The organism is Xanthobacter pollutisoli (assembly GCF_040044995.1).
In the GTDB taxonomy this organism is placed as follows: domain Bacteria; phylum Pseudomonadota; class Alphaproteobacteria; order Rhizobiales; family Xanthobacteraceae; genus Xanthobacter.
The window spans coordinates 217,944-241,929 of sequence record NZ_JBDZDP010000003.1 but is presented as its reverse complement, the minus strand read 5'-3'; the positions used below and the strand labels follow the sequence as shown (position 1 = coordinate 241,929).

Annotated in this window: 27 protein-coding genes; 16 read left to right on the top strand and 11 right to left on the bottom strand. The window is 67.5% G+C overall.

All coding sequences use genetic code 11. The features are described 5' to 3' along the window. Positions 1–7 precede the first annotated feature (7 nt). Positions 8–1,228 carry an MFS transporter gene (locus ABLE93_RS09910; RefSeq protein ID WP_348839627.1) on the top strand — a complete coding sequence of 407 codons (1,221 nt, stop codon included), beginning with the start codon at positions 8–10 and terminating at the stop codon, positions 1,226–1,228. Positions 1,229–1,246: 18 nt separating this feature from the next. On the opposite strand, the gene ABLE93_RS09905 is transcribed toward ABLE93_RS09910, so the two are convergent. The 5 genes from ABLE93_RS09905 to ABLE93_RS09885 form a co-directional block, all read right to left on the bottom strand. Beyond that, positions 1,247–2,566, bottom strand: coding sequence for an FAD-dependent oxidoreductase (locus tag ABLE93_RS09905; RefSeq protein WP_348839626.1), 1,320 nt, complete (start codon positions 2,564–2,566; stop codon positions 1,247–1,249). 26 nt (positions 2,567–2,592) lie between these two features. Next, the gene (locus ABLE93_RS09900) at positions 2,593–3,414 is read right to left on the bottom strand and encodes a creatininase family protein (RefSeq protein WP_348839625.1); all 822 of its coding nucleotides are present in this window, start codon (positions 3,412–3,414) and stop codon (positions 2,593–2,595) included. A gap of 27 nt (positions 3,415–3,441) precedes the next feature. Then, a complete protein-coding gene (fdxA, locus tag ABLE93_RS09895) occupies positions 3,442–3,777 on the bottom strand; it encodes a ferredoxin FdxA (RefSeq protein WP_348839624.1) in 336 nt (111 codons plus the stop codon). Between the two features lie 127 nt (positions 3,778–3,904). Further along, positions 3,905–4,258 carry a 2Fe-2S iron-sulfur cluster-binding protein gene (locus tag ABLE93_RS09890; RefSeq protein ID WP_348839623.1) on the bottom strand — a complete coding sequence of 118 codons (354 nt, stop codon included), beginning with the start codon at positions 4,256–4,258 and terminating at the stop codon, positions 3,905–3,907. Then, a complete protein-coding gene (locus ABLE93_RS09885) occupies positions 4,255–5,988 on the bottom strand; it encodes an FAD-binding protein (RefSeq protein ID WP_348839622.1) in 1,734 nt (577 codons plus the stop codon). Before ABLE93_RS09885 ends, ABLE93_RS09890 begins: the two co-directional genes overlap by 4 nt. A 313-nt stretch (positions 5,989–6,301) precedes the next feature. On the opposite strand from ABLE93_RS09885, the gene ABLE93_RS09880 reads away from it, so the two are divergent. The 9 genes from ABLE93_RS09880 (at position 6,302) to ABLE93_RS09840 (ending at position 15,198) form a co-directional block, all read left to right on the top strand. Further along, complete coding sequence (locus tag ABLE93_RS09880) at positions 6,302–7,000, top strand: GntR family transcriptional regulator (RefSeq protein WP_348839621.1); 699 nt, start codon at positions 6,302–6,304, stop codon at positions 6,998–7,000. A 66-nt stretch (positions 7,001–7,066) separates the two neighbouring features. Further along, positions 7,067–7,519 carry an SRPBCC family protein gene (locus ABLE93_RS09875; RefSeq protein WP_348839620.1) on the top strand — a complete coding sequence of 151 codons (453 nt, stop codon included), beginning with the start codon at positions 7,067–7,069 and terminating at the stop codon, positions 7,517–7,519. Positions 7,520–7,731: 212 nt separating this feature from the next. Then, positions 7,732–10,098, top strand: coding sequence for a xanthine dehydrogenase family protein molybdopterin-binding subunit (locus ABLE93_RS09870; RefSeq protein ID WP_348839619.1), 2,367 nt, complete (start codon positions 7,732–7,734; stop codon positions 10,096–10,098). Then, positions 10,095–10,964, top strand: a complete 870-nt coding sequence (locus ABLE93_RS09865; RefSeq protein WP_348839618.1) for an FAD binding domain-containing protein — start codon at positions 10,095–10,097, stop codon at positions 10,962–10,964. The genes ABLE93_RS09870 and ABLE93_RS09865 overlap by 4 nt, the downstream gene beginning before the upstream one ends. Beyond that, positions 10,957–11,502, top strand: a complete 546-nt coding sequence (locus ABLE93_RS09860) for a (2Fe-2S)-binding protein (protein WP_348839617.1) — start codon at positions 10,957–10,959, stop codon at positions 11,500–11,502. Before ABLE93_RS09865 ends, ABLE93_RS09860 begins: the two co-directional genes overlap by 8 nt. Continuing rightward, positions 11,499–12,416: an ABC transporter substrate-binding protein gene (locus ABLE93_RS09855; RefSeq protein WP_348839616.1), complete on the top strand. Its 918-nt coding sequence runs from the start codon at positions 11,499–11,501 to the stop codon at positions 12,414–12,416. The genes ABLE93_RS09860 and ABLE93_RS09855 overlap by 4 nt, the downstream gene beginning before the upstream one ends. 137 nt (positions 12,417–12,553) lie before the next feature. Then, complete coding sequence (locus ABLE93_RS09850; RefSeq protein WP_348839615.1) at positions 12,554–13,360, top strand: ABC transporter permease; 807 nt, start codon at positions 12,554–12,556, stop codon at positions 13,358–13,360. Between the two features lie 44 nt (positions 13,361–13,404). Further along, positions 13,405–14,358: an ABC transporter substrate-binding protein gene (locus tag ABLE93_RS09845; protein WP_348839614.1), complete on the top strand. Its 954-nt coding sequence runs from the start codon at positions 13,405–13,407 to the stop codon at positions 14,356–14,358. Positions 14,359–14,409: 51 nt separating this feature from the next. Next, the gene (locus ABLE93_RS09840; protein ID WP_348839613.1) at positions 14,410–15,198 is read left to right on the top strand and encodes an ABC transporter ATP-binding protein; all 789 of its coding nucleotides are present in this window, start codon (positions 14,410–14,412) and stop codon (positions 15,196–15,198) included. Between the two features lie 52 nt (positions 15,199–15,250). On the opposite strand, the gene ABLE93_RS09835 is transcribed toward ABLE93_RS09840, so the two are convergent. Further along, the gene (locus ABLE93_RS09835) at positions 15,251–16,357 is read right to left on the bottom strand and encodes a PLP-dependent cysteine synthase family protein (protein ID WP_348839798.1); all 1,107 of its coding nucleotides are present in this window, start codon (positions 16,355–16,357) and stop codon (positions 15,251–15,253) included. A gap of 194 nt (positions 16,358–16,551) precedes the next feature. On the opposite strand from ABLE93_RS09835, the gene ABLE93_RS09830 reads away from it, so the two are divergent. The 3 genes from ABLE93_RS09830 (at position 16,552) to ABLE93_RS09820 (ending at position 18,977) form a co-directional block, all read left to right on the top strand. Next, a complete protein-coding gene (locus ABLE93_RS09830; protein WP_348839612.1) occupies positions 16,552–17,016 on the top strand; it encodes an Lrp/AsnC family transcriptional regulator in 465 nt (154 codons plus the stop codon). A 228-nt stretch (positions 17,017–17,244) separates the two neighbouring features. Continuing rightward, on the top strand, positions 17,245–17,577 hold the full coding sequence (locus ABLE93_RS09825; protein WP_348839611.1) for a hypothetical protein: 333 nt from the start codon (positions 17,245–17,247) through the stop codon (positions 17,575–17,577). After that, positions 17,574–18,977: an SGNH/GDSL hydrolase family protein gene (locus ABLE93_RS09820; protein WP_348839610.1), complete on the top strand. Its 1,404-nt coding sequence runs from the start codon at positions 17,574–17,576 to the stop codon at positions 18,975–18,977. The genes ABLE93_RS09825 and ABLE93_RS09820 overlap by 4 nt, the downstream gene beginning before the upstream one ends. An 18-nt stretch (positions 18,978–18,995) precedes the next feature. On the opposite strand, the gene xth is transcribed toward ABLE93_RS09820, so the two are convergent. Both xth and ABLE93_RS09810 read right to left on the bottom strand, forming a co-directional pair. Then, positions 18,996–19,778, bottom strand: coding sequence for an exodeoxyribonuclease III (xth, locus tag ABLE93_RS09815; protein ID WP_348839609.1), 783 nt, complete (start codon positions 19,776–19,778; stop codon positions 18,996–18,998). A gap of 4 nt (positions 19,779–19,782) precedes the next feature. Beyond that, complete coding sequence (locus tag ABLE93_RS09810) at positions 19,783–19,959, bottom strand: hypothetical protein (protein WP_348839608.1); 177 nt, start codon at positions 19,957–19,959, stop codon at positions 19,783–19,785. On the opposite strand from ABLE93_RS09810, the gene ABLE93_RS09805 reads away from it, so the two are divergent. The 3 genes from ABLE93_RS09805 (at position 19,958) to ABLE93_RS09795 (ending at position 22,060) form a co-directional block, all read left to right on the top strand. After that, positions 19,958–20,290: a hypothetical protein gene (locus ABLE93_RS09805; RefSeq protein ID WP_348839607.1), complete on the top strand. Its 333-nt coding sequence runs from the start codon at positions 19,958–19,960 to the stop codon at positions 20,288–20,290. The two genes, ABLE93_RS09810 and ABLE93_RS09805, sit on opposite strands and share 2 nt — an antisense overlap. A gap of 73 nt (positions 20,291–20,363) precedes the next feature. Then, positions 20,364–21,581 carry a tyrosine-type recombinase/integrase gene (locus ABLE93_RS09800; RefSeq protein ID WP_348839606.1) on the top strand — a complete coding sequence of 406 codons (1,218 nt, stop codon included), beginning with the start codon at positions 20,364–20,366 and terminating at the stop codon, positions 21,579–21,581. Continuing rightward, on the top strand, positions 21,578–22,060 hold the full coding sequence (locus ABLE93_RS09795; protein WP_348839605.1) for a DUF6998 domain-containing protein: 483 nt from the start codon (positions 21,578–21,580) through the stop codon (positions 22,058–22,060). Before ABLE93_RS09800 ends, ABLE93_RS09795 begins: the two co-directional genes overlap by 4 nt. A gap of 184 nt (positions 22,061–22,244) precedes the next feature. Here ABLE93_RS09795 and ABLE93_RS09790 read toward each other — a convergent pair whose 3' ends face one another. From ABLE93_RS09790 to ABLE93_RS09780, 3 genes are all read right to left on the bottom strand, one after another. Beyond that, entirely contained in the window at positions 22,245–22,835 is a 591-nt protein-coding gene (locus ABLE93_RS09790; protein ID WP_348839604.1) for a hypothetical protein, read from the bottom strand. Positions 22,836–22,968: 133 nt separating this feature from the next. Then, positions 22,969–23,343 (bottom strand): GcrA family cell cycle regulator, encoded by a 375-nt coding sequence (locus ABLE93_RS09785; protein WP_348839797.1) that lies wholly within the window; start codon positions 23,341–23,343, stop codon positions 22,969–22,971. Next, positions 23,262–23,534: a helix-turn-helix transcriptional regulator gene (locus tag ABLE93_RS09780; protein WP_348839603.1), complete on the bottom strand. Its 273-nt coding sequence runs from the start codon at positions 23,532–23,534 to the stop codon at positions 23,262–23,264. Before ABLE93_RS09780 ends, ABLE93_RS09785 begins: the two co-directional genes overlap by 82 nt. Between the last annotated feature and the right edge of the window lie 452 nt (positions 23,535–23,986).

Here is a 23,986-nt window from a genome sequence, read left to right as displayed (position 1 = left end):
ACCGAATATGACTTTGCGTGCCCCCTCCGGCGATCCTTCGCCCGCCGCTGCCCCGACCCCGCGCGCGCTGGGGCCTGGCGCCACGCTGGCCATGGCGACCGCCGCCGGCCTTGCGGTGGCGAACCTGTATTACAACCAGCCCATGCTCGATCTGATCGAGAAGGACGTGCCCGGCGCGCTCACCAATGCCATCCCCACGGCGACGCAGCTCGGCTATGCCGCCGGTCTGGTGATCCTCGTTCCGCTGGGGGATCTGGTGGAGCGGCGGCGGCTGATCGTGCTTCAATTCCTGGTGCTGGCGGGAGCGCTGGTGCTTACGGCGCTGGCGCCGACGCCGGCGCTGCTCGTCGCCGCCGCGCTGGCGGTGGGCCTGACCGCGACGGTCGCCCAGCAGGTCGTGCCGCTCGCCGCCCATTTCGCCCGGCCGGAGAAGCGCGGGGCGACGGTGGGCATGGTGATGGCGGGGCTCCTCACCGGCATCCTGGTGAGCCGGACGCTGGCGGGCTTCGTCGCCGCCCATTGGGGCTGGCGCGAGATGTTCTGGCTGGCGGCGCCCATGGCGATGGCGGCCGCCGCGCTGATGGCGTTCAGCCTGCCGAAGAGCAGGCCCGACGCGGACCTGAGCTATCCCCGCCTGATGCAATCCCTGTGGCAGCAGTGGAAGGACTTTCCCGCCTTGCGCCTGGCGGCGATCACCCAGGCGGCGCTGTTTGCCGCCTTCACGGTATTCTGGACCATCCTCGCGTTTCGGCTGGCCGAGCCGCGCTTCGGCCTCGGCCCGGAGATCGCGGGCCTGTTCGGCCTGGTGGGGGCGGCGGGAGTTCTCGCCGCGCCCCTCGCCGGGCGCATCGCCGACCGTCGAGGGGCGACCCAGGCGGTGGTGGCCGGCTCCGTCCTCACGCTCGCGTCGTGGATCGTGTTCGGCGTCTGGACGTCGATCGCCGGCCTGATCGTGGGCGTCATCCTGCTGGATCTGGGCATGCAGAGCGCGCTGGTGTCGAACCAGCACATCGTCTTCGCCCTGAGGCCGGAGGCACGGTCGCGGATCAACACGGTGCTCATGAGCACCATGTTCCTCGGCGGCGCGTTCGGCTCCGCTACCGCAATCCTCGCCTGGGGGGCGGGCGGATGGTTGCTTGTCTCGATCCTCGGAACGGCGTTTGCCGCTTTCGCGGCGGGCCTGCAACTGCTCGCCGGCCGCGCGCGGGGAGCCGCGCGCCGGCCCTGAGGGCGGCCGACCCGCCTCTCACCCGGCGGCGCAAATCGCCAGCATTTCCTCCACCGACGTGACCTTGCCGCGCGGCGCGCCGGCGGTGGCGCGGGCGGTCTCCTGCGCCTCGATGCGCTTCCAGTCATCGAAGCCCGTGGGGCGCACGCCGCGGGCGTTGAGCAGCTGCGCCAGCGCCTCGAAGCCGCCCCGTCCGGCGGGCGCGACCTCGGCGGCGATGCGCGCGGCCACCTGCTCGCCGTCGCCGCGGTTGGTGCCGATCTTTCCCGACGGCCCGCGCCGCAGCCAGCCGGCCACATAAATGCCGGGGCCGATGCGGCCCTCGTCGTTCTCCAGCCGGTCCGCGACGGCTCCGAGGCCCTCGAACGGGCGCGGCCGGTAGCCGATGGCGTAGGCGACGAGGCCGCATGCCAGATCGAAGGTATCGCCGGTGCCCACCGCGCGGCCGTCCTCCATGCGGGTGCGCTCGAAGCGCACGCCTTCGGCCCGCTCGCTGCCGAGGATGGCGAGGGGACGGGCGAAGAAATGGAAGCGGATGCGGCGGGCGTGACGCGCCGGATCGGCGGCGGCGAAGGCGTGGAAGAGATCGAGATTTTTCTGCTTCACCTTACGGTCGCGCACCGGCAGCGTATCCGGCGCCGTCGCGGGGATCTCGCCGGGATCGGCAAGGGCGACAGCCTGCGCGAGATCCGCCAGCTCGCCGAGCTCCCCCGTGGTGAATTTCGCCTCCACCGGCCCGCGGCGGCCCACCACGTGCACGTCCCCCGGCACCGACTGGGCAATGCGCGCCATGGCGTAGGGCGCGATGTCGCTGGAGGCCAGTTCGTCGGGGGATTTGGAGAGGATGCGGGCGATGTCGATGGCGACGTTGCCGTTGCCGATGACGACGGCGCCCGGATGATCCAGGCGCGGATCCAGTCCCGCATGGTCGGGATGGCCATTGTACCAGCCCACCAGCTGCGCCGCGCCATAGACACCGGGAAGGTCGGCGCCGGGAATGTCGAGGGGCGCGTCGTGCGGCGCGCCGCAGCTCAGCACCACGGCGTCGTAATGGGCGCGCAGCTCGGCGAGGCTCACCGCCGCGCCGAGCTCCACATTGCCGATGAAGCGGAGCTGCGGCAGGAGGGCGATCTGCTCGAACAGCCCTTGGATCTTCTTGGTGTCCTGATGGTCCGGCGCCACGCCGAACCGCACCAGCCCGTACGGCGTGGGCAGCCGCTCGATGAGGTCGATGCGGGCGTCCGGGCGCAACGCCGCGAGGGCGCCGGCGGTGTAGAAGCCGGCGGGACCGGCCCCCACCACCGCCACCCGCAGGCCGGCGGGGCCGGCCGCGTTCATCTCTTGCGTCATCGGCGGCCGGCGCCTCAGAGCGGGATGGGGCAGCGCGGGCAGGAGACTTCCATCGCCTTGACCTGGCGAATGAAGTCCGCCGCGCGGGCGATCGTCACATCGAGCACCGCCTTGCCGATCTCGGCGGTGGCGCCGGAGGGGTCGGAATAGGTGCCCTGGCCGCCGGTCTTCTGGAAGAACTCCTCCGCCGTCGGCTGCACGAAGGCGATGTTCTGGTCGAACGGCGGGTCCATGGGATAATTGGACGCGAAGGCGCCGAGCGGCCGCTCGGGCAGCGACAGGATCTGGTCCATCTTCACCAGCTCGGGGTGGGCGTGGAGCATGAACGAGGTTTCCACGTTGCCCGCATGGTGCGAGCCGTCGCGCCGGTTGCCGGAGGCCTCGCACACCTCGCGTCGCGCGATCAGATGGGTGTCGATGATGGCGACGAAGGCGCCGGTGGTGAACCTGAGCTTCGCCATGGCGATCTGCAGCGGCGGCAGATTGGCGACGCGGTTGCCGTTGACGAAGACGATCTTGCGGAAGCCGTGGGAAATGAGGCTCTCGGCAATGTCGATGGCCACCTGCGTGAGCGTCTCGGGGCGCAGGGTGACGCCGCCGGGGTAGCCCAGATGATGGGGCGACCAGCCATAGTGCATGGGCGGGGCGACCAGCACGCCCTCCTGCTTCGCCACCGCCTCGGAGACGTCGCTCGCCCACGCGGTGTCCACCAGCAGCGGGGTGTGGCGGCCGTGCTGCTCGGTGGCGCCGATGGGCACCATCGCCACGTCGGAGGTCTTCAGATATTCGGCGATCTCGGGCCAGGTGATCTCATGCAGCCAGACGCTGTGCGCCATGGTCATCTCCTCGGGCGGCTCGGCCGCTCAATTGGTGGCGGGGGATGGGTCGAATTCGCTGTCGAGCTTGCCCTCGACGCCGATCCAGTCGTCGGCATCCTCCGGCACCTCGCCGGGCGAGCCGATGCGCGGCCACAGGGCCGCATATTTGCGGTTGAACTCCACCCACTGCTCGGCACCGGGCGCGGTGTCGCGCACGATCGCGTCGGCCGGGCATTCCGGCTCGCAGGCGCCGCAGTCGATGCAGTCCTCGGGGCGGATGACCAGCATGTTCACCCCCTCGTGGAAGCAGGAGGCGGGGCAGGACTGGAGGCAGTCCTGGAACTTGCAGCGGATGCACTTGTCGGTGACGACGAAAGTCATGGGCCTACCTTGGGCTTGCCTTGGGCATTCCGGGACATTGCTGGCGGCTGTCCCGAGGCCCGCCGCGGGGCGGCAGCACGGGACTCCCCCTCGTGCCTGGAACCACCCTGGGGTGGCGGGGAGGGGGTCAGCGGCGGGCGCCGAGGGCGGCGCCGAGCTGCTCCTTGGAGGGCACGATGTCGGTGACGAGGTCGCGCACCACGGTCTTGCCGGCGAGCGGCTCGACGGTCGCGCCCGCCGGCGTGAGGCGGGCGGCGCAGGCGTAGACCACAGCGCCGTCCACCATCACCGAGCATTCCTTGCAGGCATTGGCATTGATGCAGCTGTAGCGCACCGCAAGGGAGGGCTCCACGTTGGCGCGGATCCACAGCAGGGCGTCGAGCACCGACATGCCCTGGGTGTAGGGCACGTCGTAATGGGTGAGGGCGGGGCCGGTCTGCGGCGTTCCGCGCATGACCGAAAGGGTGACGGACGACGTCATTGGGCAGCCTCGAAAGTCTTGGAAGAGGAGAGCTTGGTCAGCGGCACCCAGCTCGCGGCGATGGCCTCGCCATCCAGCTTGAGCACCTGGTTGCGCTCGAAGTCCGCGGAGGTCTCGGTGTAGTCGAGGCGCTGGTGGGCGCCGCGGCTCTCGCGGCGGTTGAGCGCCGCCAGCGCGATGGCCTCGCCGAGCTGGAGCGCGCCGCGCAGCTCGAACCAGTCTTCCACGGTGGTGTTGAAGGCGGCGCCGGGGCTGAGCGCCGCCTGGGGCAGGTCGGTGAGGCGCATCTCGCGCAGCCGATCCACGGCCTCGGTCAGCGAGGCCTCGGTGCGCATCAGGCCCACCTTGTCCCACATCAGCGCCTTCAGCTCGGTCCACAGGGCGGAGGTGCCGGCCTTGGTTCCCTCGGGTGCGGCCTCGGCACGGGCGTTCACCGCGGCGACGAGATCGAGGATGGAAGCGGCGGCTCCCTCGCTCCAGCCCTGCGGCTGGCCGCTGACCGCATCGGCGGCGAGGCGGCCGGCGAGCTCGCCGAACACCAGCGCCTCCGGCAGCGCGTTGCCCGACAGGCGGTTGGCGCCATTGGCCCCGCCCACCGCCTCGCCGGCGGCATAGAGGCCGGGGAGGGTGGTGCGCATGGCGGTATCCACCCGGATGCCGCCCATGTGGTAGTGGGCAATCGGCGCCACCTCCACCGGCTGGCGGGTGAGGTCGATGCCGTTCTCGGCGAGAAGGTCGATGGTGGGGCCGAAGGCGGCGCGCAGGTCCGCCTCGGGCACATGGGTGAAGCTGAGATAGGCGCCGCCGGCGGGGGAGCCGCGGCCGGCCTCGTTCTCCTTAACGATGGCATAGGCGGTGACGTCGCGCGGCGCGGTATAGGTGCCGCTGTCGGACACGCCGTAATTCTCCAGGAATTCCTCCATACGGCCGTTGAGCAGCCGGCCGCCGAGCTTGTAGCGGAAGGGATCCCACATGATGGGGTCCATGCCCACCAGGCGCGGCGCGAGATGGCCGATGGGAAAGAACTGGGGGAATTCCATGTCGATCAGCTCGGCGCCGGCGCGCAGGGCGAGGGCGTAGGAATCGCCGCCCATGTTGGCCGAGGCGCTGTTGCGCTGGAACAGCTTGGTGAGCCCGCCGGCGGCGATGATGGTGGCCTTGGCGGCGATGGTGACGACGAGCCCGTCGTGCTGGTTCACCGCCACCGCGCCCACCACGCGGCCGTCGCTCACCACGAGGTCGCGGACGGAGAGGCCGCTGACGCGGGTGATGGCGCGCTGCTTGGCGACCTGGGAGCGCAGGGTCTGGGCGATGGCCGGGCCGGTGGCGAGGAAGTCCACATAGACGCAGCGCCGGGCGCTGTGGCCCGGCGCCATCACCGCGCGGATGTTCTGGTCCTCGTCCCGCGCCCAGCCGACGTTCCAGGCGTCCAGCTCGCGGATGCGCTCGGGCGCGCCCTGGCAGAGGATGGCGGAGAGCTCCTCATTGCACAGGCCGCGGCCGGCCTTCAGCGTGTCGGCGAGATGCAGCTCCCAATCGTCGGAATCATAGGTGCCGAGCGCCGCGGCCACGGTCATCTGCGCCATGATGGTGGCGCCGCCACGGCCGACGAGGCTCTTGTCCGCCAGCAGCACCTTGGCGCCGCCCTTGGCCGCTGACATGGCAGCGGATATGCCCGCGGCTCCAGCTCCGACCACAAGAACATCCGTCTCCATGTGAGGCATCGTCATTTCCCGTCCGCTCGGTGCTGGGGCGCGGCCACCGTAGGTGGTTTCCATTTCACTCCTGACATGTTATAAATCGAATATCGAAATGTCTATACTCCATGGCAATTCTCCGGAGACTGATATGCGTGCTCGGACACACAAGGGTTTCGCCGCAACCGGCGAGGCCATTGGCCGGGCAAGTGGCCCCGGTCATTGCGCGAGCGGTGCCAAGCGTGAAGGATCAGTCGCGTCGGTGCGACAGGTCGCGGATGCGCGTGCGACGTCGCCCGCGAGCCCTGCCGGCACGCGGCGCAATCCGAGGGAGGCTGTGAGGGTTATGGCTGCCGAGGTCGCGGACGAGGTGAAGCAAAGCCTCGGATATCAAGCATTTGACCGTATCAAGAACGACATCGTGTGGTGCCGCCTCAATCCCGGCGAGGAAGTGAGCGAGGCGCGGCTGTGCGAGCTCTACGGCCTCGGCAAGGCCCCGATTCGCCAGGCGCTGTCGCGTCTGGTGCAGGAGGGCTACGTGCTGTCCGTGCCGCGCCGCGGCCACTTCATCGCGCCCGTGACATTGCAGTCGGTGAAAGACCTCTTTGAGCTGCGCCTGCTGCTGGAGCCAGCCTCGGTGGAGGGTGCCTGCGGCCGCGCCGACGCCGCCCGTCTCAACCAGCTGAACGCCGAATGCGCGCGCGGCTACCGGCCCGGCGACGAGGCCAGCGAGGGCGCCTTCATGGCCGCCAACCGGGCCTTCCATCTGGAGATCGCGCGCGCCTCCGGCAACGCCCGCCTCGCCAAGGTGCTGGCGCAGGTCATCGACGAGATGACCCGCCTGCTGCATCTGGGATTCGTGCTGCGCGAACGGCCCGAGGAGATGACCCACGAGCACCAGGACCTGGTGGACGCCATCATCGCCGGGGACAAGGATCGCGCCCGCACCATCGCCATTGAGCACATTCGCAGCGTGCGGGCGCTGGTGGTGGACGGCATCGTCACCCACACCAACCTCAGCAACATCACCATCGTGCCGAACTGAGGCCGGGGCTCTCTCCCGGCCCCACGCAACCGCCTGTTTTCGTCCCCTCCACCAAAGCGAAACCCCATGCAATTGAACGGCTCCCGCCTGATCGCCGCCGATCGCGCCGTGGTCTGGGCCTTCCTCAACGACCCGGACATTCTGCGCGCCTGCATCCCCGGCTGCGAGGAGCTTTCGGGCAGCCCTCAGGAGGGTTTTGCGGCGGTGGTGAAGCAGAAGATCGGACCGGTGCAGGCCACCTTCCGCGGGGCCGTGACGCTGTCAGACATCAAGGCGCCCGAGAGCTATACCATCACCGGTGAGGGCAAGGGCGGCGTCGCCGGCTTCGCCAAGGGCAGCGCGCAGGTGGCGCTGGCGGAGCGCGAGGGCGGCACCGCGCTGACCTATACGGTGGACGCCCAGGTCGGCGGCAAGATCGCCCAGCTCGGCGGGCGCCTCATCGACAGCTTTGCCCGCAAGCTTTCGGATCAGTTTTTCGAGCGTTTCCAGACGGAAGTGGAAAGCCGCATCGCCGCCTGAGGCGGCGATCTCTGCGCAGCCCGCGCGGGAGACAGCGAATAAGGGGCGAGTCCGCCCTTTTTCTTTGACATGTTAGAACTGCAATAATAGCATTCCAGAGAACCAGCGAGGCCCTGATCCGTGCCTGAGCCGTCCATCCGCTTCAGCGTCCTGAAAAATGTCACGCTGCCCGCTCCGGCGGGGCTGCGGACGCTGCGCCGGGGACCGGCCCGATGACCGCCCACGCCAAGGTTCGCTCCGACGCCCCGTCCGCCGGCCTCGGCCGGTCGGAGGCGCGGCTGGAGCACGGGCCCTTGGTCCGCGGCAAGGGGCGCTTCATCGACGACATCAGCCTGCCCGGGCAGTTGCACGCCACCTTCCTGCGCAGCCCGGTGGCGCACGGGCGCATCACCCGCATCGACATCACGGCCGCCGCCGCCCTCGAGGGGGTGCGCGCGGTTCTGCTCTATGACGACCTGCGCCCGCTTCTGACCGCGCCGCGCGTACCGGTGTCCATGCCGTCGGGCGCCATCCGGTTCGACGTGGACCCCTTCGTGCTGAGCCGCGACGAGGTCTGCCACGTCGGCGAGCCCATCGCCCTCGTGCTCGCCGACAGCCGCCACGTGGCGGAGGACGCGCTGGGGCTGATCGAACTCGACATCGACCCGCTGCCGCCGGTGGTGGACCCGCGCGCCGGCCTTGCCGAGGGGGCGCCGCGCGCCCGGCTCGACTGCCCGGACAATCTCGTCGCCCGCACCACCGCCGCCTATGGCGACATCGACGCCGCCTTCGCCGGGGCGCCCGTGGTGCTGGCGGAGGAATTCCACCTCAGCAAGGGTGGCGGCCATTCCATCGAGACGCGCGGCGTCGTCGCCGCCTGGGATGAGGCCGCCCGCCGCCTCACGGTGTGGGACAGCACCCAGATGCCCCACCGCGCCAAGCGCGTGCTGGCGCGGGCGCTCGATCTGGGCGAGCACGAGGTGCGAGTCATCGCGCCGGACGTGGGCGGCGGCTTCGGCCCCAAATTCGTCTTCCATCCGGAGGAGCTGGCCATCGCCGCCGCTGCGATGCTCACCGGCCTGCCGGTGAAGTGGATCGAGGACCGGTTCGAGAATTTCTTCTCCACCGTGCAGGAGCGCGACCAGTTTTGGACCGTGGAGGTTGCGGCCGGTGCCGACGGGCGGCTGCGGGGCATTCGCGGCGTGCTGATCCACGATCACGGCGCCTATTCGCCCTATGGCATGGCGCTGCCCTACAATTCCGCCACCAATCTCATCGGGCCATATGTGCTGCCGGCCTACCGGCTCGACATCTCGCTCTGCCTCACCAATCTCATGCCCTCAACCCCCACCCGGGGCGCCGGGCGGCCGCAGGGCACCTTCGTCATGGAGCGCCTGCTGGACCGCCTCGCCGAGCGGCTCGGCCTGACGCGGGACGAGATCCGCCAGCGCAACCTCATCCGCCCCGATCAGCTGCCCTATCCCACCGGCCTCTTCACCCGCGACGGGGGGGAGATGACCTATGACAGCGGCAATTATCCGGAATCCCAGCGCCGCGCCCTCGCCGAGAGTGGCTGGCACGATTTCGAGCCGCGCCGCGCCGCAGCCCGGCGCGAGGGCGGTCTGATCGGCATCGGCCTTGCCAATTACGTGGAGGGCTCGGGCCGCGGCCCGTTCGAGAGCGGGGCGGTCAGCATCGGGCCGTCCGGGCAGATCGTCGTCACCACCGGCGCGTGCGCCCAGGGGCAGGGCACCGTGACCATGCTGGCGCAACTCGCGGGCGCCGCCCTCGGCACGCCGGCGGAGAAGGTTCGGGTGATCGCCGGCGACACCGCCGCCAGCCCCCTCGGCCTCGGTGCCTTTGCCAGCCGGCAGGCGGTGACGGCCGGCAACGCCGTGCATCTCGCCGCCGAGCAGGTGCGCGCCAAGATCTTGCGCGTCGCCTCCGCCTGGCTCAATGCGGCGCCGGACGAACTGGAGCTGGACGACGGCGTCGTGCGCGTCGCATCGGATCGCGAACGGAGCTGCCCCGTCTCGCGCATCGCCGAGGCGCTGGCCGGCAGCCCCGGCTTCTCCTTGCCGCTGGGCGTCGAGCCCGGGCTGTCGGCCGCCGTCGATTTCCAGCCCCCGGGGCTGACCTATTGCAACGGCACCCATGTGGCCGAGGTGGAGGTGGACGCGGAGACCGGCGTGGTGCGCGTCGCGCGCTACGTGGTGGTGCACGACTGCGGCCGGCTCATCCACCCGCGCATGGTGGACGGGCAGGTGATCGGCGGCGTCGTGCACGGCCTCAGCAGCACCCTCTACGAGTGGATGCGCTACGACGACGAAGGCCAGCCCCTCACCTGCACCTATGCGGACTATCTCTTGAGCACGGCGGATGTCACGCCGCGCATCGAGATCCATCACATGGAATCGCCGACCCCGCTCAATCCTCTGGGCGTGAAGGGGGCGGGCGAGAGCGGCACCATCGCGGCATCGGCGGTCATTGCCTCCGCCATCGAGGATGCGCTCAGCCCGTTCGGGGTGAAGCTGCGCGACCTGCCCCTCACCGCGGCGCGCCTCAGCGCCCTGGTGCGGGCGGCGGGAGGGGCTGCATGAAGCCGCAGCCCTTCACCTATCACGCGCCGCAGAGCCGGCCCGAGCTGTTCGCGCTCCTGGGCGCGCTGGAGGATGCCCGCTGCATCGCCGGTGGCCAGTCGCTCATGCCCATGATGAATCTGCGCCTCGCCGCGCCCGCCCATCTGGTGGACCTCAACGGCATCGCCGACCTCGCGGGCATCCGCGTGGAGAACGATCGGCTGGTGATCGGCGCCATGACGCGCCAGCGCGCGGCGGAGCACTCGGCGCTGGTGGCCGAGACCTGCCCGCTGCTCACCAAGGCGCTGGACCATGTGGGCTTCCAGCAGACCCGCAACAGGGGCACGGTGGGCGGCAGCGTCGCCCACATGGACCCCACCGCCGAGATCGTCACTGCCTGCTGCGCGCTCGATGCCGACGTCGTGCTGGAGGGGCCGGACGGTGAGCGGCGCATGCCCATCTCGGCGTTCAATACCGGCTATCTCAGCACATCCATCGCGCCCGGCGAGATCCTGTCGCGGCTGGAGATCCCGCTCTGGCCGGCCGGCCACGGCTCGGCCTTCCTGGAGGTGACGCGGCGGGGCGAGAGCTTCTCCGTGGTGTCGGTGGCGGCGCTGGTCGCCCTCGACGCGGAGGGCGCCATCGCCCGTGCCGCGCTCGCCGTGGGCGGGCTCGGGCCGGCGCCGTTCCGCCTCCATGCGGCCGACGCCTCCGCGGGCCGACCGGCGGACGATGATTTCATCGCGGCGCTCGGAGCGGAGGCGGCGATGCTGCCGGCGGACGGCGATTTCAGCGCCTCGGACGACTACAAGCAGCACCTCGCCGGCGTGCTCACCCGCCGCGCCATGCGCGCCGCTCTCCTTGCCGCCGGGGCCCGTCATGACTGACGCCATCATCGACACCCCCACGGCCGGCATCGCCGGTGCCATCGAGATCGCCATGACGGTCAACGGCGTCGAGCGGCGCGCCATGGCCGAGCCACGGGTCAATCTCGCCGATTTCCTGCGCCACAGGCTTGGGCTCACCGGCACCCACGTGGGCTGCGAGCACGGGGTGTGCGGGGCCTGCACCGTGCTGGTGGACGGTGTCTCGGTGCGGGCCTGCCTCATGCTGGCGGTCCAGGCACGGGGCACCGAAGTGCGCACCATCGAGGGGCTGTGCGGCGCCGACGGCGCGCTCGATCCGCTCCAGGCGGCCCTGTCCGAGCATTTCGGCCTCCAGTGCGGCTATTGCACCCCCGGCGTGCTGATGACCCTCGCCGAGCTGCGCGCGGAGCTCGCCGGCGCCCCCGTCACCGAAGCCGAAGTGCGGCACAAGCTCGCCGGCAATCTCTGCCGCTGCACCGGCTACCAGGGCATGGTGGATGCCGCTCTCGCCGTGCTCAACGCCCCCGTGGGGATCCTCGCGCCGGAGCCGATGCGATGACGAGGCCGCTCAAGATCGCCGTCCCGGACTATGTCTCGAACTCCTATTTCCCCGTGCTGGCGGCGGTGGAGCTCGGCTGCTTCCGCGACGAGGGCATCGCGGCGGAGGTGGAGATCATCTTTCCCCCCGACCGCGCCTATGCTGCCTTGCGGGCGGGCGAGGTGGACCTCGTCGCCGCCTCCGCTCATACGGCGGTGAGCGCCTTTCCCGAATGGGACGGCGTGAGCCTCATCTGCGCGCAGGCGCAGGGCATGTACTGGTTTCTGGTCATGCACCGGGAACTCGCCGTCGCGCGCGGCGATGTGAGCGCCGTGCGCGGGCGGCGCATCGGCGCGGCGCCATGGGTCGAATTGGGCCTGCGCGGCGTGCTGGAGGCCGCGGGCCTTGATCCTGCGCGCGATGCCATCGCCATCGGCCCGGTGCCCAAGGTGGCCCAGGCCGGCAGCAATTTCGGCGTCTCCGCCTCCATCGCGCTGGAGCGCCGCGACGTGGACGGCTTCTGGGCCAACGGCATGGCCGCCGAGCTGGCGGTGCGCCAGGGCTTCGGCGACATCGTGCTGGACATCCGCCGGGGCGACGGGCCGCCCGGCTGCCGGCAGTTCACCTTCGCGAGCGTCGCGGCACGACGCGCTTTGCTCGCGGACCAGCCGGAGCTTGCCGGGGCGGTGACGCGGGCTGTGCGTCGGGCGCACGCGCGACTGACCGATGAGCCGGACTGCGCCGAGATGGTGGGGCGCAAGCTGTTCCCGCCCGAGGCAGCGGCGCTGATCGGCACGCTGATCGCCCGCGATGTCCCGTGGTTCGACACCGCGATCTCCCGCGACGATTTCGACGCCATGAATGCATTCCTCAGGCGCCTCGGCCGGGTCGGCACGGGCGCCGCCTATGAAGAGGTCGTCGCTTCCGCCGGCTAGGGCAAACCAACCGGCGTGGTGCGGGCGGAAAGCCAGGTGAAGGCGCGTTGGCAAGTGAATGGTCGCAAGACCAGGGCAGCGGGAATACCCGCGCTTTGTTTCAAGAACAAACCGAACCTTCCGGATGTATTGACCTGATGACACAGCAACAAGACGTATTGCCCGAGGACGCGGACGAGGCGGCCGCCGTCGCGCGGCGGGCCAAGCTGCGCCTGTGGTTCGACCGCCTCCTGTTCTTCGTCGTGGCCGTCGGCATCTGGCATTTTCTGGCCACCGTCGTGCTCGATCCCTTCTGGGTGTCGAGCCCGATCAAGGTGGCGGAGCGTCTGTGGGCCCTCACGCTCTCGGGCGAGATCTTCCGCCACAGCTGGACCACGGTGCTCCAGGCCCTGCTGGGGCTCGTGTCGGGCATGATCGTGGGCTCCCTGCTCGGGCTGCTGCTGCATCTTTATCCGCGCGCCGCGGCGGCGGCCGATCCCTACATCATGGGGCTCTACAGCCTGCCGCGCATCGCGCTCGCGCCGCTCTTCGTCCTCTATTTCGGCATCGGCCTCACCTCCAAGGTGATGATGGCCTTCTCCTTCGTCGTCTTCATCTTCCTGCTCAACGTGATGCAGGGGCTGCGGGAGGTCGACCAGGACCAGGTGGACATGCTGCGGTCCATGCGGGCCTCACGGCTCTACATCGCCCGCAAAGTGCAGATCCCCTCGCTTCTGCCGTGGCTGTTCAGCGCTGCGCGCATCAGCGTCGGTCTCGCGCTCATCGGCTCGGTGCTCGGCGAACTGCTCGGCTCCAACCGGGGCCTCGGCTGGTATGTCGAGAACGCCGCCGGCCGCCTCGACACCACGGGCCTGTTCGCCGGCCTGACGATCCTGATGATCGTCGCGGTGGCGCTCAACCTCGTCGTCAACGTGCTCGAACGCCTGGCGGTGCGCGCCCGCTGACCCTCCTCGTCGCCTTGTCCCCACACAGAAGCAGGAACAGTCTCATGAGCATGAAGCATTTGGGCGCGGTGCTCGCCGCCGCGCTGGTCCTCTCCCCGGTGGCCGGCCACGCCCAGACCAAGATCACCGCCGGCGTCGCCGCCTTCAACGAGGCGCTCGCGCCGATTTATGCCGCCACCAGCAAGGGCTATTTCAAGGACGCCGGCCTCACCGTCGAGATGGTGGACTTCAAGGGCGGCGGCGCCGCGGTGAAGGCGCTGGTCGGCGGCAGCATCGACGCCTGCCTGTGCGCGGCCGACCACGTCATCCGCCTGACCAACGCCGGCATGCCGGCCAAGGAGCTGATCGGGCTCGACGAGCACCATTCCTACGCCTTGATGGCGCTGGCGGGCGCGCCCTACACCGGCCTTGCGAGCCTCAAGGGCAAGCGCATCGCCATCACCTCGCCGGGCAGCCTCACCGACAATACGCTGCGCTACATGATCAAGAAGGCCGGCCTGTCGCCCGACACCGATTTCGAGATCATCGCCACCGGCGGCGGCGCGCCCATGCGGGCCGCCATCGACACCAAGCAGGTGGACGCCGGGCTGCTCATCACCACCGACGTCATCGACATGCTGAGCACCGAGGGCAAGTACAAGGTCGTCGAGGACTATCGCGCGATGGCCTATCCCTCCTTCGGCGTGCTGGTGCTGGATTCCTGGATCAAGAGCCACCCCAAGGAGGCGAAGGGCCTGGCGATCGCCGTGCGCAAGGCCATCGACGACCTGCATGCCGACCCGAAGTTCGCTCAGGAGACCATCGCCAAGATGTATCCGAACTTCAGCCCCAAGCTGGTGGCGGCGGTGGCCGAGAGCATGGTGAGCCGCATGCCCAAGGGCGGCATCGTGAGCCAGCCCTCGTTCGACAATCTCAACGCCATCGCTGGTCTGGAGAACCCCTCCGCCAAGCCGGTGCCGCTGTCGCAGGGCTTCGACCCCAGCCTCCTGAAGCCCTGATCGCGGCCCGTTGCGACATTCTTCCCGGACCATGAGGAAGCCCCTTCCATGATGTCGAGTTCGTCCCCGGCGCAGGCCCCGATCCGCATGGTGAAGGCCTGCAAGACCTACCCCGGACCGACCGGCCGGCCGACGCGTGTCCTGGAGAATGTCGACCTCACCGTGGACGATGGCGAGTTTCTCGCCATCGTCGGCCCCAGCGGCTGCGGCAAGTCCACCATGTTGCGCCTGATCTCCGGCCTCTCGCCGGCCACCGGCGGGCGGGTTGTGGTCAACGGCCGGGAGGTGCTGGAGCCGCCGGCAGACGTGGGCTTCATGTTCCAGCGCGATACGCTGCTGCCGTGGGCCACCGTCGTGCAGAACATCCAGATCGCTCTGGAGCTGAACGGCACGCCGCAGGCCGCCCACAAGGAGCGCATCCGCGAACTGCTGGAGCTGCTCGGCCTCTCCCGGCACGGCGACTATCTGCCGGCCGCCATCTCCGGCGGCATGCGCCAGCGGGCGGCACTCGGGCGCCTGCTCGCCTATGCGCCCAAGATCTATTTGATGGACGAGCCCTTCGGCGCGCTCGACGCCATGACCAAGATGATGCTCGGCCGCGAGTTGCTGCGCATCTGGAGCCAGGACCGCAAGTCCGTGGTGTTCGTGACCCACGACATCGAGGAGGCGGTCGGCCTGTCGGACCGCGTCATCGTGATGGAAGGGCCGCCCGGCCGGATCAAGAGCGAGTACCGGGTGAACCTGCCGCGCCCGCGCGACTTCCGCGAGGTGCGGCTGCTTCCGGAATTCCGCGACCTGTGCGAGCGCATCTGGTGGGATATCGGCCACCACGACGCGTGAATCCGGCGATATCAGCGAACGGCCCGCGCGGCATGCGCGGGCCGTTTTTCGTTCAGGCGAGGAGTTCGCCGGTATCGAGGAAGTGGTTGATGCGCGCGCAATGGGGCGCGATGTCGAGGCCGTTGTCAGCCAGCCATTGGGGATCGTAATAGGTCGAGGCGTAGCGCTCGCCGCTGTCGCAGATCACCGTGACGAGGGAGCCGGTGCGCCCCTTGCGCTCCATCTCCGCCGCCAGCATGCACAGGCCGTAGAAATTGGTGCCGGTGGAGCCGCCGACGCGGCGGAACAGGCGCTCGGAGAGGACGTGGGCGGCGGCGATGGAGGCCGCATCCGGTACCCGGATCATGTGGTCCACCACGCCCGGCAGGAAGGAGGGTTCCACCCGCGGCCGGCCGATGCCCTCGATGCGCGAGGGGCGGGGGCAGGTGATGGAACGGTCGCCGCTGGTGTAGGCCTCGAAGAAGGCCGAGTGCTCCACGTCCACCACGCACAGGCGGGTCGCGAGATTGCGGTAGCGGATGTAGCGCCCGATGGTGGCAGAGGTGCCCCCCGTGCCGGCGCTCATCACCACCCATTCGGGCACCGGATTGGGCTCCGCCTGCATCTGAGCGAACATGCTTTCGGCGATGTTGTTGTTGCCGCGCCAGTCGGTGGCGCGCTCGGCGAAGGTGAACTGGTCGAGGTAGTAGCCCTTGCGCTCATCGGCGAGGCGCAAAGCTGCGGCGTAGACCTCGGACGGGCTGTCGACGAAATGGCAGGCGCCGCCCTGCCGCTCGATGGCGTCGATCTTGGAGCAGCTGGTGGAGCGCGGCATCACGGCAATGAAGGGCAGGCCGAGCAGCCGGGCGAAATAGGCTTCGCTCACCGCGGTGGAGCCTGACGACGCCTCCACCAGGAGCGTGCCTTCGCGGATGTTGCCGTTGCAGATGCCATAGAGGAAGAGCGAGTGGGCGAGCCGGTGCTTCAGACTGCCGGTGGGATGAGTGGATTCATCCTTGAAATAGATGGAGACGCGCTTCAGCCCGGGGAAGATGGGGTTGAGGAGATGCGTGTCGGCGGAACGCCGCTTGTCCGCCTGCAGCAGCTCGATGGCGGCATTGGCCCAGACGCGGTCGCGGCCATGGGCGGGGCTGTGCTCGCCGCAGCCGGCGATCGGCAAGTCCGTGGCATCCGAGGCGGTGGCGTCCAAGGCGGCTTCCCTCAACATCGCTCCTGCTCCCGTAAGCTGCGGCACGGCGGACCACCTCTGTGCGGGCAGCCGGTTCATCCAGTCTTGATGCTAACCCGTTCGAGGGGCGAGATTTCACCATTTTCACCCTTGATGCGAACAGATAGAGTGATAATGATCGAAGAATGGCGCATATTCTCGATCAGATTGATCGTCGCATCCTGCGCGAGCTGATGCTCGACTCGAGCCAGTCCCAGCGCGCGCTGGCGGAAAAGGTGGGGCTGTCGCAGAACGCCACCTGGCGGCGGATCCGCCATATGGAGGAACTGGGCGTCATCGAGGGTCAGGTGGCGCGGGTAAACGCCGAGGCGGTGGGGCTCGACCTCGTGGTGTTCGCCATGATCCGCACCCGCCAGCACTCCGCCGACTGGCTCCGCGACTTCCGCGCCCAGGTGCTGGCGCTGCCCGAGGTCGTCGGCTTCTACCGCATCGGCGGGGATTACGATTACCTGCTCAAGATCGTCACCGAGAACATGCAGACCTATGACCAGGTCTACCAGCGCCTCATCGGCAAGCTGACGCTGGACACCGTGACCTCCTATTTCGCCATGGAAGCCATCGCCGACAACCGGCCCCTGCCGATCCGCTGAGGTCCATGCCGCCCGCCCCGCCCCTCCGGCGCGGGCGCTATCTCCTGCCGCATACCTGCCTGCGGTGACTGCCGTGAAGCGCTGCCCAGCCGATCGGGCCGGCGCAGTGATGCGCGTCCGATGCGTACCATAACGGGTATATTTAACCTGACTCGGCTCTAGGTTGTGGAGAGGCTCACCACGGTTCCGCTTAAGCGGCCAAGTGGCGGATCGGGTTGAGGCGCATCCATGCTGAATATTCTTGAGGCGCCGGGCACGGCGTCAGGTCAATCGCCTGTGTCTGGAACATTCACGGCAGTCGGGACCAGTTCGACGTTCTCGCCGATCCCCGGCAGGGGGTTCAACCTGTCCATCTGGGGCACGTTCGTCGGCACGCTCGTCCTTGAGCGCAGCTTCGACGGCGGCACGACCTGGCTTTCGCTGACCGCGGCCGGTGTGCTCATCTCCACCTTCAATGGGGCTGCTTCTGAAATCTTCGAGGAGCCGGAATACAACGTTCAATACCGGCTGCGGTGCGCCGCCTACGGCTCCGGGACCGTCAACTATCGGGTCTCGCAATGAGCATCGACGGCATCGCACGCGGCCTCGCGGCGAGCGGCAGAACGCGCGCCATCGGCATGTCGCCCGGCGCGGGCAACACGCTCGTCGTCACCGGCGACAGCATCACGCAATACGGCTCGACCATCAACGCCACGCCCGCCCGGCAGTACGATCTCGGCTTCTGGGTCTGGGGCAACGCACTGATGGGAAGCGCGTTCACGCTGCTCAATAACGCCGGGCGCGGCGGCACGCGCTCCGACGTTATGTATGCCAACCTGCCAAGCGAGGTCATCGCCTACGCGCCCATGTGGTGCCATATCCTGATCGGCACCAACGACGCGAGCTCCGGCCTGGCCTATCCCGGCTTTCCCTATGTTGCGCCGCTCACCTTTCCCCAGCGCTACGAATGCTGGAAATACTATGTCACGCAATCCATTCGTCTGTTGATTGCGGCGGGCATTCGCGTTGCCATCGGCACCATTCCCCCGAGCTCCACCGCCAGTTCCTCCTGGTCGAACTCGCGGGCACAGTGCGCCAATGCGATGAACGCCTATATCCGGGCGCTCCCCGGCCTGCGCGAGTTCCAGAATGCCGGCATCGTGGTGATCGACTACGCCGCCGCCGTCATGGACCCGCTCTCGACGACCGCCCAGCCGAAAGCCAATTACTTGCAAGCGGACGACGGCCTGCATCCGACGCAGCTCGGGTCCTACGTCATGGGACGGGCGTTCCGCGACGCGCTCTCGCCCTTCGTGACGGGCGGCTTCGCCTGGGGGCGGTCGGTGACCGAGCGGTACAATTACAATACGCCTACTGTCTTCGGCCCGTTTCTCGGGTCCGATCCCTTGTTCGTCACCAATTCCACGTCCGGCACCAATTCCACGTCCGGCACGATCGTCGGCACCAACATCGGCGGCATGACGCTCAGCAAGAGCGGAACATGGGGCAGTGCGCTGGGAACGGTGGACGTCGCGGCGCGCGCGGACGGCTTCGGCAACGACGTGGTTCTGACCGTGAACCGCGGATCATCGGGCGCGGCCGGCGATTATCTGGAGCTGACGATCGGAAATCTCGTCTCCCGCGTGAGCGCCGACAAGACGGTCTACAGCTCGTGCATCATCGAGGCATCCAATCTGGCGAGCTTCGGCGGCCTCTACCTTCGGGCGGAAAGCGCCGGCGTCGGCGGCACCCGCTATGGATCCATGCTCGAGCGCTCGGCCGATGATGATCCCGGCGCCACGGCCGCAACCTTCGTCAACGACAGCTTCGTCGTCGGTCTCAGGACGGGCCCGCTCGTCATCCCCTCGACGCCGACCACCTATTATTCGCGGGTGCGCATGATCTGGGCTGCGCCCGGCGGATCGGCGACGATCAAGGTAGGGCGATATCTGCTCTACGAGGCGCCGGAACTGGTGGTGTGAGGGGCGGACTTCCCTCCGTCACACGTCGGGTTCCGCCAGCTCGATCCAGGCGGGTGCGTGGTCGCTGGCCTTGTCCCATCCGCGCACCGCGCGATCCACGCCGGCGGCGGTGAGGCGGGGGGCGACGGCAGGGCTCAGCAGGAGGTGGTCGAGGCGCAATCCCGCGTCGCGTCCCCAGGCGTTCCGGAAGTAATCCCAGAAGGTGTAGATGCGCTCGCCCGGGTGAAGCGCGCGAATGGCATCCATCCACCCCTGGTCGACGAGCGCACGGAATGCGTCGCGGACTTCAGGGCGGAACAGGGCATCGTCGCGCCAGCGCTCGGGCTTGTAGACGTCGAGGTCGGTGGGCATGACGTTGTAGTCGCCCGCCAGAACGACGGGGACATCAAGGGCGTGCAGGCCGGCGGCATAGGCCGTGAGGCGGTCGAACCACGCCAGCTTGTAATCGAACTTCGGACCGGGGGCGGGGTTGCCGTTGGGCAAATAAAGACAGCCGATCAGGATGCCGTTCACCGCCGCCTCGATATAGCGGCTGTGGCTGTCGTCGGGATCGCCCGGCAGCCCGCGCCGCGTCTCGATGGGCTCGCTGCCGCGGGCGAGGATCGCCACCCCGTTCCAGCTCTTTTGGCCGTGCCACACCGCGCCGTAGCCGGCCGCCGCGATCTCGCGGGCGGGAAAGCGGGCGTCGGGTGCCTTCAGCTCCTGAAGGCACACCACATCGGGCGCGGCCTCGGCGAGCCATCGCAGGAGGACGGACAGGCGACCGTTCACGCCATTGACGTTGAACGTCGCGATCTTCACCGGATCAGCGCTTGCGGTCGCCCTTGTCGCCCTCGCCGGCCTTGACCTTCGTCTTGGCCGAGTGCCGGACGTCCTGGGACAGGGAGCGGCCGACGTCGTCGGACTCCTTGAACTGCCCCTTCTCGTCGCGGCGCACGTAGCGCTTGTCGGTCCCGGTGTCGATCAGTTCACGCTTGGCCATGGAACGTCTCCTCGGCATTCTGGGCATGAACGACGGCCGCACGCATTGGGATGCAGCGCTCAAGCGCTTTTTCTGCACTTTTCCCGGTCTGGGCAGGTGGATGCGGGGCGGCTGGCAGGCGGAGTCGGGCGGGTTGTTTCAGGCTGGGCGCTTGAGGCCGGCTCTCGCAGGCGCGCCGCGCGATCGCCGCAAGGGGCTGGCGCGGAATGGTGGGCGATGCAGGGACTTGGCGCCGAACCGAATGAGCCTGAATAGCGCCGAATTCGGCTTGCAGCATGTCACTCAAGTCATTGATATTACTATATTTTTGCCGTATTCCCATGCCATATAGCCCCGTATTGCACCGCATTGCGTGGCCTGCCATTCCGGGGGCCGTGCCGGTAGCTTGGGCAAAGGGTGGCCACATGGGAAAGCTGACGGTGAAGCGGGTAGCTGGCCTCAAGGACATGGGCCGATATGGCGACGGGCAAGGGCTGTTTCTTCAGGTGACGGCCACCGGGACGAAAAGTTGGCTCTACCGCTGGGAGCGCGACGGCCGCGAGCGATGCATGGGGCTGGGCAGCATTCATGACGTGGACTTGGAGGAGGCGCGGGACTTGGCCCGCGACATGCGGCGGCTGGTTCGTGCCGGGCGGGACCCCGTTGCCGAACGTAGGGCCGAGCGCGAGCAGCGGAAGGCCGAAGCGCGCAAGCTGCTTCTATTCCGTGACGCAGCGACGCAATATTTCGATAGCCACGAGCGGAAATGGGCCAGCCGGAAGACCCGGGAGGTTTTCTTGGCCCGGCTGAAGACGTTTGTTTATCCGCACATCGGCGCGCTGGCCGTCAGCGACATCAACACGCAGGACGTGTTGAAGGTGTTGGAGCCGATTTGGCACAGCAGGACCGAAACCGCTTCGAGGGTGCGCGGGTACATCGAGGCAATTCTGGCGTTCGCCACGGTGAAGGGCTATCGCACGGGCGACAACCCGGCGCGGTGGGCGGGCCACCTCCGAGAAGCCTTGCCGTCCCCGGCCGCCATTGCGCCCGATCAGCATTACGCAGCGTTGCCCGTCAAGGAGGTGGCCGCCTTCTTCGCCCGTGTGACCACAATGGGCGGCATGGCTGCCATCGCCCTGCGGTTCACGATTTTGACGGCCGCGCGGACGAACGAAACCATCGGCGCGACGTGGGACGAAATCGACCTTGAGCGCGGCCTGTGGACGATCCCAGCCGCCCGCATGAAGATGCGGCGCGACCATCGCGTGCCGCTCAGCCAAGCCACCATCGACTTGCTCAAGGCCGTGCCACGGGAGAAGGGCAACGCCCATGTGTTCGCCGGCATGCGCAAGGGCTCGGGGCTCAGCAACGTGGCAATGCTCGGCCTGCTCAAGGTGCGCATGGGCGTGACCGACATCACTGTTCACGGGTTTCGCAGCACGTTCCGGGATTGGGCCGGCGATCACACCGAGTTTCCGCGCGAGGTGGTGGAAGCTGCCTTGGCCCATGCCGTAGGCGATGCGACGGAGCAGGCGTACCGGCGCAGTGACGCCTTGGAACGGCGCCGCGTCCTGATGGAGGCATGGGCGGACTACTGCCTCGGGAAGGCCGCGCCGTCGAACGTGCTACAGCTCCGCGCATGACTGAAGATGCAAAATCCCAGCGCGTGGCCGCCGTGCTCTCGGCGATCAGGCCGTTGGCCGCGGAGTATTACCGGCTGACGGGAAAGCCCCTCGGCGTCACCGGGGAGCTGGGCGAGTATGCTGCGGCCGACCTTCTCGGGCTCGAACTGGCCTCGGCCCGCACCAAGGGCCATGACGCTCTCCGCATCGCTGCGGACGGCACCGCCCACCGGGTACAGATCAAGACGCGCGTGGCCAACGCCAAAGGCAACGGCAGCAAGAAGCTCGGCACCCTCAGCCATCACGATCACTGCGATACGGTGTTGCTGGTGCTGTTGAACCCGGTGACGTTTGAACCGCATCAGATTTGGGAAGCCCCCATGTCCAGCCTCGCCGAGCGGTTGGCTATGCCCGGCTCGAAGGCGCGTGAGCGGGGCCGGCTGAGCATCGGGGAGTTCAAGGGCATCGGCCACCTTGTATGGCCTTCATCCGGTGGATGAGCCGGGGGTTGCGCTGGCTTGTGGTCAATTTTCCCAATGATCGCAGGCTAGTTCGGAGTCTGAATTAGGAACTGAACTGCGTGAGAACAAAACAGGATCAAAATAAAGGGTGCCTCGCGGCGCCCTTTTTGTTCCCGTTCAGCATCACGTCCCCAAAACCATAGTGTGGCCGCGTTGTGCGCTATTATTTCAGCTTGTAAATCTTGGATGCTTGGACATTCGCCCGGTAGGCAGTGGCAACAGAAGCCCCGAACGTACTGCAATAAAAAGACAACACTTCACTATCGTTTACAAATTTGATCAAAAATCCATCGCGAAAATGATCCAACAGCGCAATTGAGTAGCATGGCACAATCAAATTTCTATCAAGAAACTGAACTGAAAATTGCTTTGTATCGACGTATTTATCAACGTAATCGATATCATTTGACATCGATCTAGCGAGAGATACGATACGGCATATGTCATCAACATCTGTATCATCACTATTGATACATGAAATAACGCCATCAACTATATTATCTCGGATCATATTATCAAAATCAGAGCAGGCTGCATCAATGGCCAATACAAGGTATGTCTGTACATATAATTTTCTCATGGATCGATTCATTCCAAAACGATCTGCTGCAGCGAGGCTTTCTCCGTCCCCCAATACACCAAGCAATTGTCCGACCGACCGGCCCGCATCTGCCGTAATAATTTCATTAGCGTAACGAACCATTATGATGCCAAGATCGCTGGCCGAAATTTTTTTCTTCAGAAACCCGAGCATCACATATCCTCCAAAAAACCTTCTGGAAGGGGTCCTATATTAATGGGTCCAGAGATCACAATATTCACTTTATGCCACTGAGGCGAAATCCAATCAAGATAGCTGGCGCTAGCCTCAATTGGCCGTGTTGCTTTCAGTTGACCACACCACCAGCGACCTTGCGAACGACGCCGCCGACCGAGACCGTCCGCCACGGCGGCGGGGCATAGGCGCGGATATGGTGCCGCTCGCAATAGGACGAGCCATCGCGCACGAGGTCGCCACATGCCACAAGGTCGGCGCCGGACCCATCGACCGGCCATCGGCAGTGCAGGCGCTCGCACTCGATCAGGAGACGGCGGTGCGGGGTGTCGGCGGGCGCCTCGCGCATGGTGGCTTCTGCGTCAGCAACCCATGCCCCGGCGGCCATGGTCTTCGTTGCCGCGCTCATGCCAGCTCCCTCCGGCGCTGGACCTTGTGGGTTGCAGGCGGGCGCGTCCGACTGGTGTTGGCCTTGGCCCGCATCCAGGCGAGTACTTCGGCCTCAACCCAAACCCGCGTCTTTGCAGACAGGTAGATCGGCGTCGGAAAGTCGCCCTCCTTCACCAGATCGTCGAGGAAGCTGCGGCCGATGCCGACGAGCGCGTACACCTCCTCCACCCGCAGGAACCGAAGGCTCGGCTCGTTGCCGGTGGGGGCGTTGGAGTCTTCTTCCGACATGACCGCTTCCACTGTGGCTTTTCGCCCCGCATGGGGCTGAATTACGTTGTGACTGACTGTAACCACAGTGACGGTGTTGATTTGAAGCGATTTTTGCGGTCTGATGTGAAGTATTTGCACCATGATTATGCACAATACTTGTGTGGAGTGCTATTTGTCGTGGAGCCTCACAGGACAGGGGAGGCATAGAAGGAAAGAGGACCGAGGACGGGATGGACGGGGATGGACGGAAGCCCGTCCGAGCGTCGACCACTCTCAATTTCACGCGCGCAATGCCTCGCCTGCTGCGCTCGCTAGGGAAGGCCGTAGGCGGGTGTTTCGCTGGGACCTGTCCATGCCCAGCCAGCCGGCCCATGGCGCGAGTCTGGCCCCCGCCGCTGGCGAGCCGCGCAGCCTGTCCCGGCGCCGGGGGTGTCCCGCACGTCCCGGCGCACGTCGCAGATGGGGCAGGC

Excerpts from the sequence above, each read along its gene's own strand:
- ABLE93_RS09910 (WP_348839627.1), top strand. The coding sequence starts at position 8 with ATGACTTTGCGTGCCCCCTCCGGCGATCCTTCGCCCGCCGCTGCCCCG.
- ABLE93_RS09905 (WP_348839626.1), bottom strand. The coding sequence starts at position 2,566 with ATGAACGCGGCCGGCCCCGCCGGCCTGCGGGTGGCGGTGGTGGGGGCC.
- ABLE93_RS09900 (WP_348839625.1), bottom strand. The coding sequence starts at position 3,414 with ATGGCGCACAGCGTCTGGCTGCATGAGATCACCTGGCCCGAGATCGCC.
- fdxA (WP_348839624.1), bottom strand. The coding sequence starts at position 3,777 with ATGACTTTCGTCGTCACCGACAAGTGCATCCGCTGCAAGTTCCAGGAC.
- ABLE93_RS09890 (WP_348839623.1), bottom strand. The coding sequence starts at position 4,258 with ATGACGTCGTCCGTCACCCTTTCGGTCATGCGCGGAACGCCGCAGACC.
- ABLE93_RS09885 (WP_348839622.1), bottom strand. The coding sequence starts at position 5,988 with ATGACGATGCCTCACATGGAGACGGATGTTCTTGTGGTCGGAGCTGGA.
- ABLE93_RS09880 (WP_348839621.1), top strand. The coding sequence starts at position 6,302 with ATGGCTGCCGAGGTCGCGGACGAGGTGAAGCAAAGCCTCGGATATCAA.
- ABLE93_RS09875 (WP_348839620.1), top strand. The coding sequence starts at position 7,067 with ATGCAATTGAACGGCTCCCGCCTGATCGCCGCCGATCGCGCCGTGGTC.
- ABLE93_RS09870 (WP_348839619.1), top strand. The coding sequence starts at position 7,732 with ATGACCGCCCACGCCAAGGTTCGCTCCGACGCCCCGTCCGCCGGCCTC.
- ABLE93_RS09865 (WP_348839618.1), top strand. The coding sequence starts at position 10,095 with ATGAAGCCGCAGCCCTTCACCTATCACGCGCCGCAGAGCCGGCCCGAG.
- ABLE93_RS09860 (WP_348839617.1), top strand. The coding sequence starts at position 10,957 with ATGACTGACGCCATCATCGACACCCCCACGGCCGGCATCGCCGGTGCC.
- ABLE93_RS09855 (WP_348839616.1), top strand. The coding sequence starts at position 11,499 with ATGACGAGGCCGCTCAAGATCGCCGTCCCGGACTATGTCTCGAACTCC.
- ABLE93_RS09850 (WP_348839615.1), top strand. The coding sequence starts at position 12,554 with ATGACACAGCAACAAGACGTATTGCCCGAGGACGCGGACGAGGCGGCC.
- ABLE93_RS09845 (WP_348839614.1), top strand. The coding sequence starts at position 13,405 with ATGAGCATGAAGCATTTGGGCGCGGTGCTCGCCGCCGCGCTGGTCCTC.
- ABLE93_RS09840 (WP_348839613.1), top strand. The coding sequence starts at position 14,410 with ATGTCGAGTTCGTCCCCGGCGCAGGCCCCGATCCGCATGGTGAAGGCC.
- ABLE93_RS09830 (WP_348839612.1), top strand. The coding sequence starts at position 16,552 with ATGGCGCATATTCTCGATCAGATTGATCGTCGCATCCTGCGCGAGCTG.
- ABLE93_RS09825 (WP_348839611.1), top strand. The coding sequence starts at position 17,245 with ATGCTGAATATTCTTGAGGCGCCGGGCACGGCGTCAGGTCAATCGCCT.
- ABLE93_RS09820 (WP_348839610.1), top strand. The coding sequence starts at position 17,574 with ATGAGCATCGACGGCATCGCACGCGGCCTCGCGGCGAGCGGCAGAACG.
- ABLE93_RS09805 (WP_348839607.1), top strand. The coding sequence starts at position 19,958 with ATGGAACGTCTCCTCGGCATTCTGGGCATGAACGACGGCCGCACGCAT.
- ABLE93_RS09810 (WP_348839608.1), bottom strand. The coding sequence starts at position 19,959 with ATGGCCAAGCGTGAACTGATCGACACCGGGACCGACAAGCGCTACGTG.
- ABLE93_RS09800 (WP_348839606.1), top strand. The coding sequence starts at position 20,364 with ATGGGAAAGCTGACGGTGAAGCGGGTAGCTGGCCTCAAGGACATGGGC.
- ABLE93_RS09795 (WP_348839605.1), top strand. The coding sequence starts at position 21,578 with ATGACTGAAGATGCAAAATCCCAGCGCGTGGCCGCCGTGCTCTCGGCG.
- ABLE93_RS09790 (WP_348839604.1), bottom strand. The coding sequence starts at position 22,835 with ATGCTCGGGTTTCTGAAGAAAAAAATTTCGGCCAGCGATCTTGGCATC.
- ABLE93_RS09780 (WP_348839603.1), bottom strand. The coding sequence starts at position 23,534 with ATGTCGGAAGAAGACTCCAACGCCCCCACCGGCAACGAGCCGAGCCTT.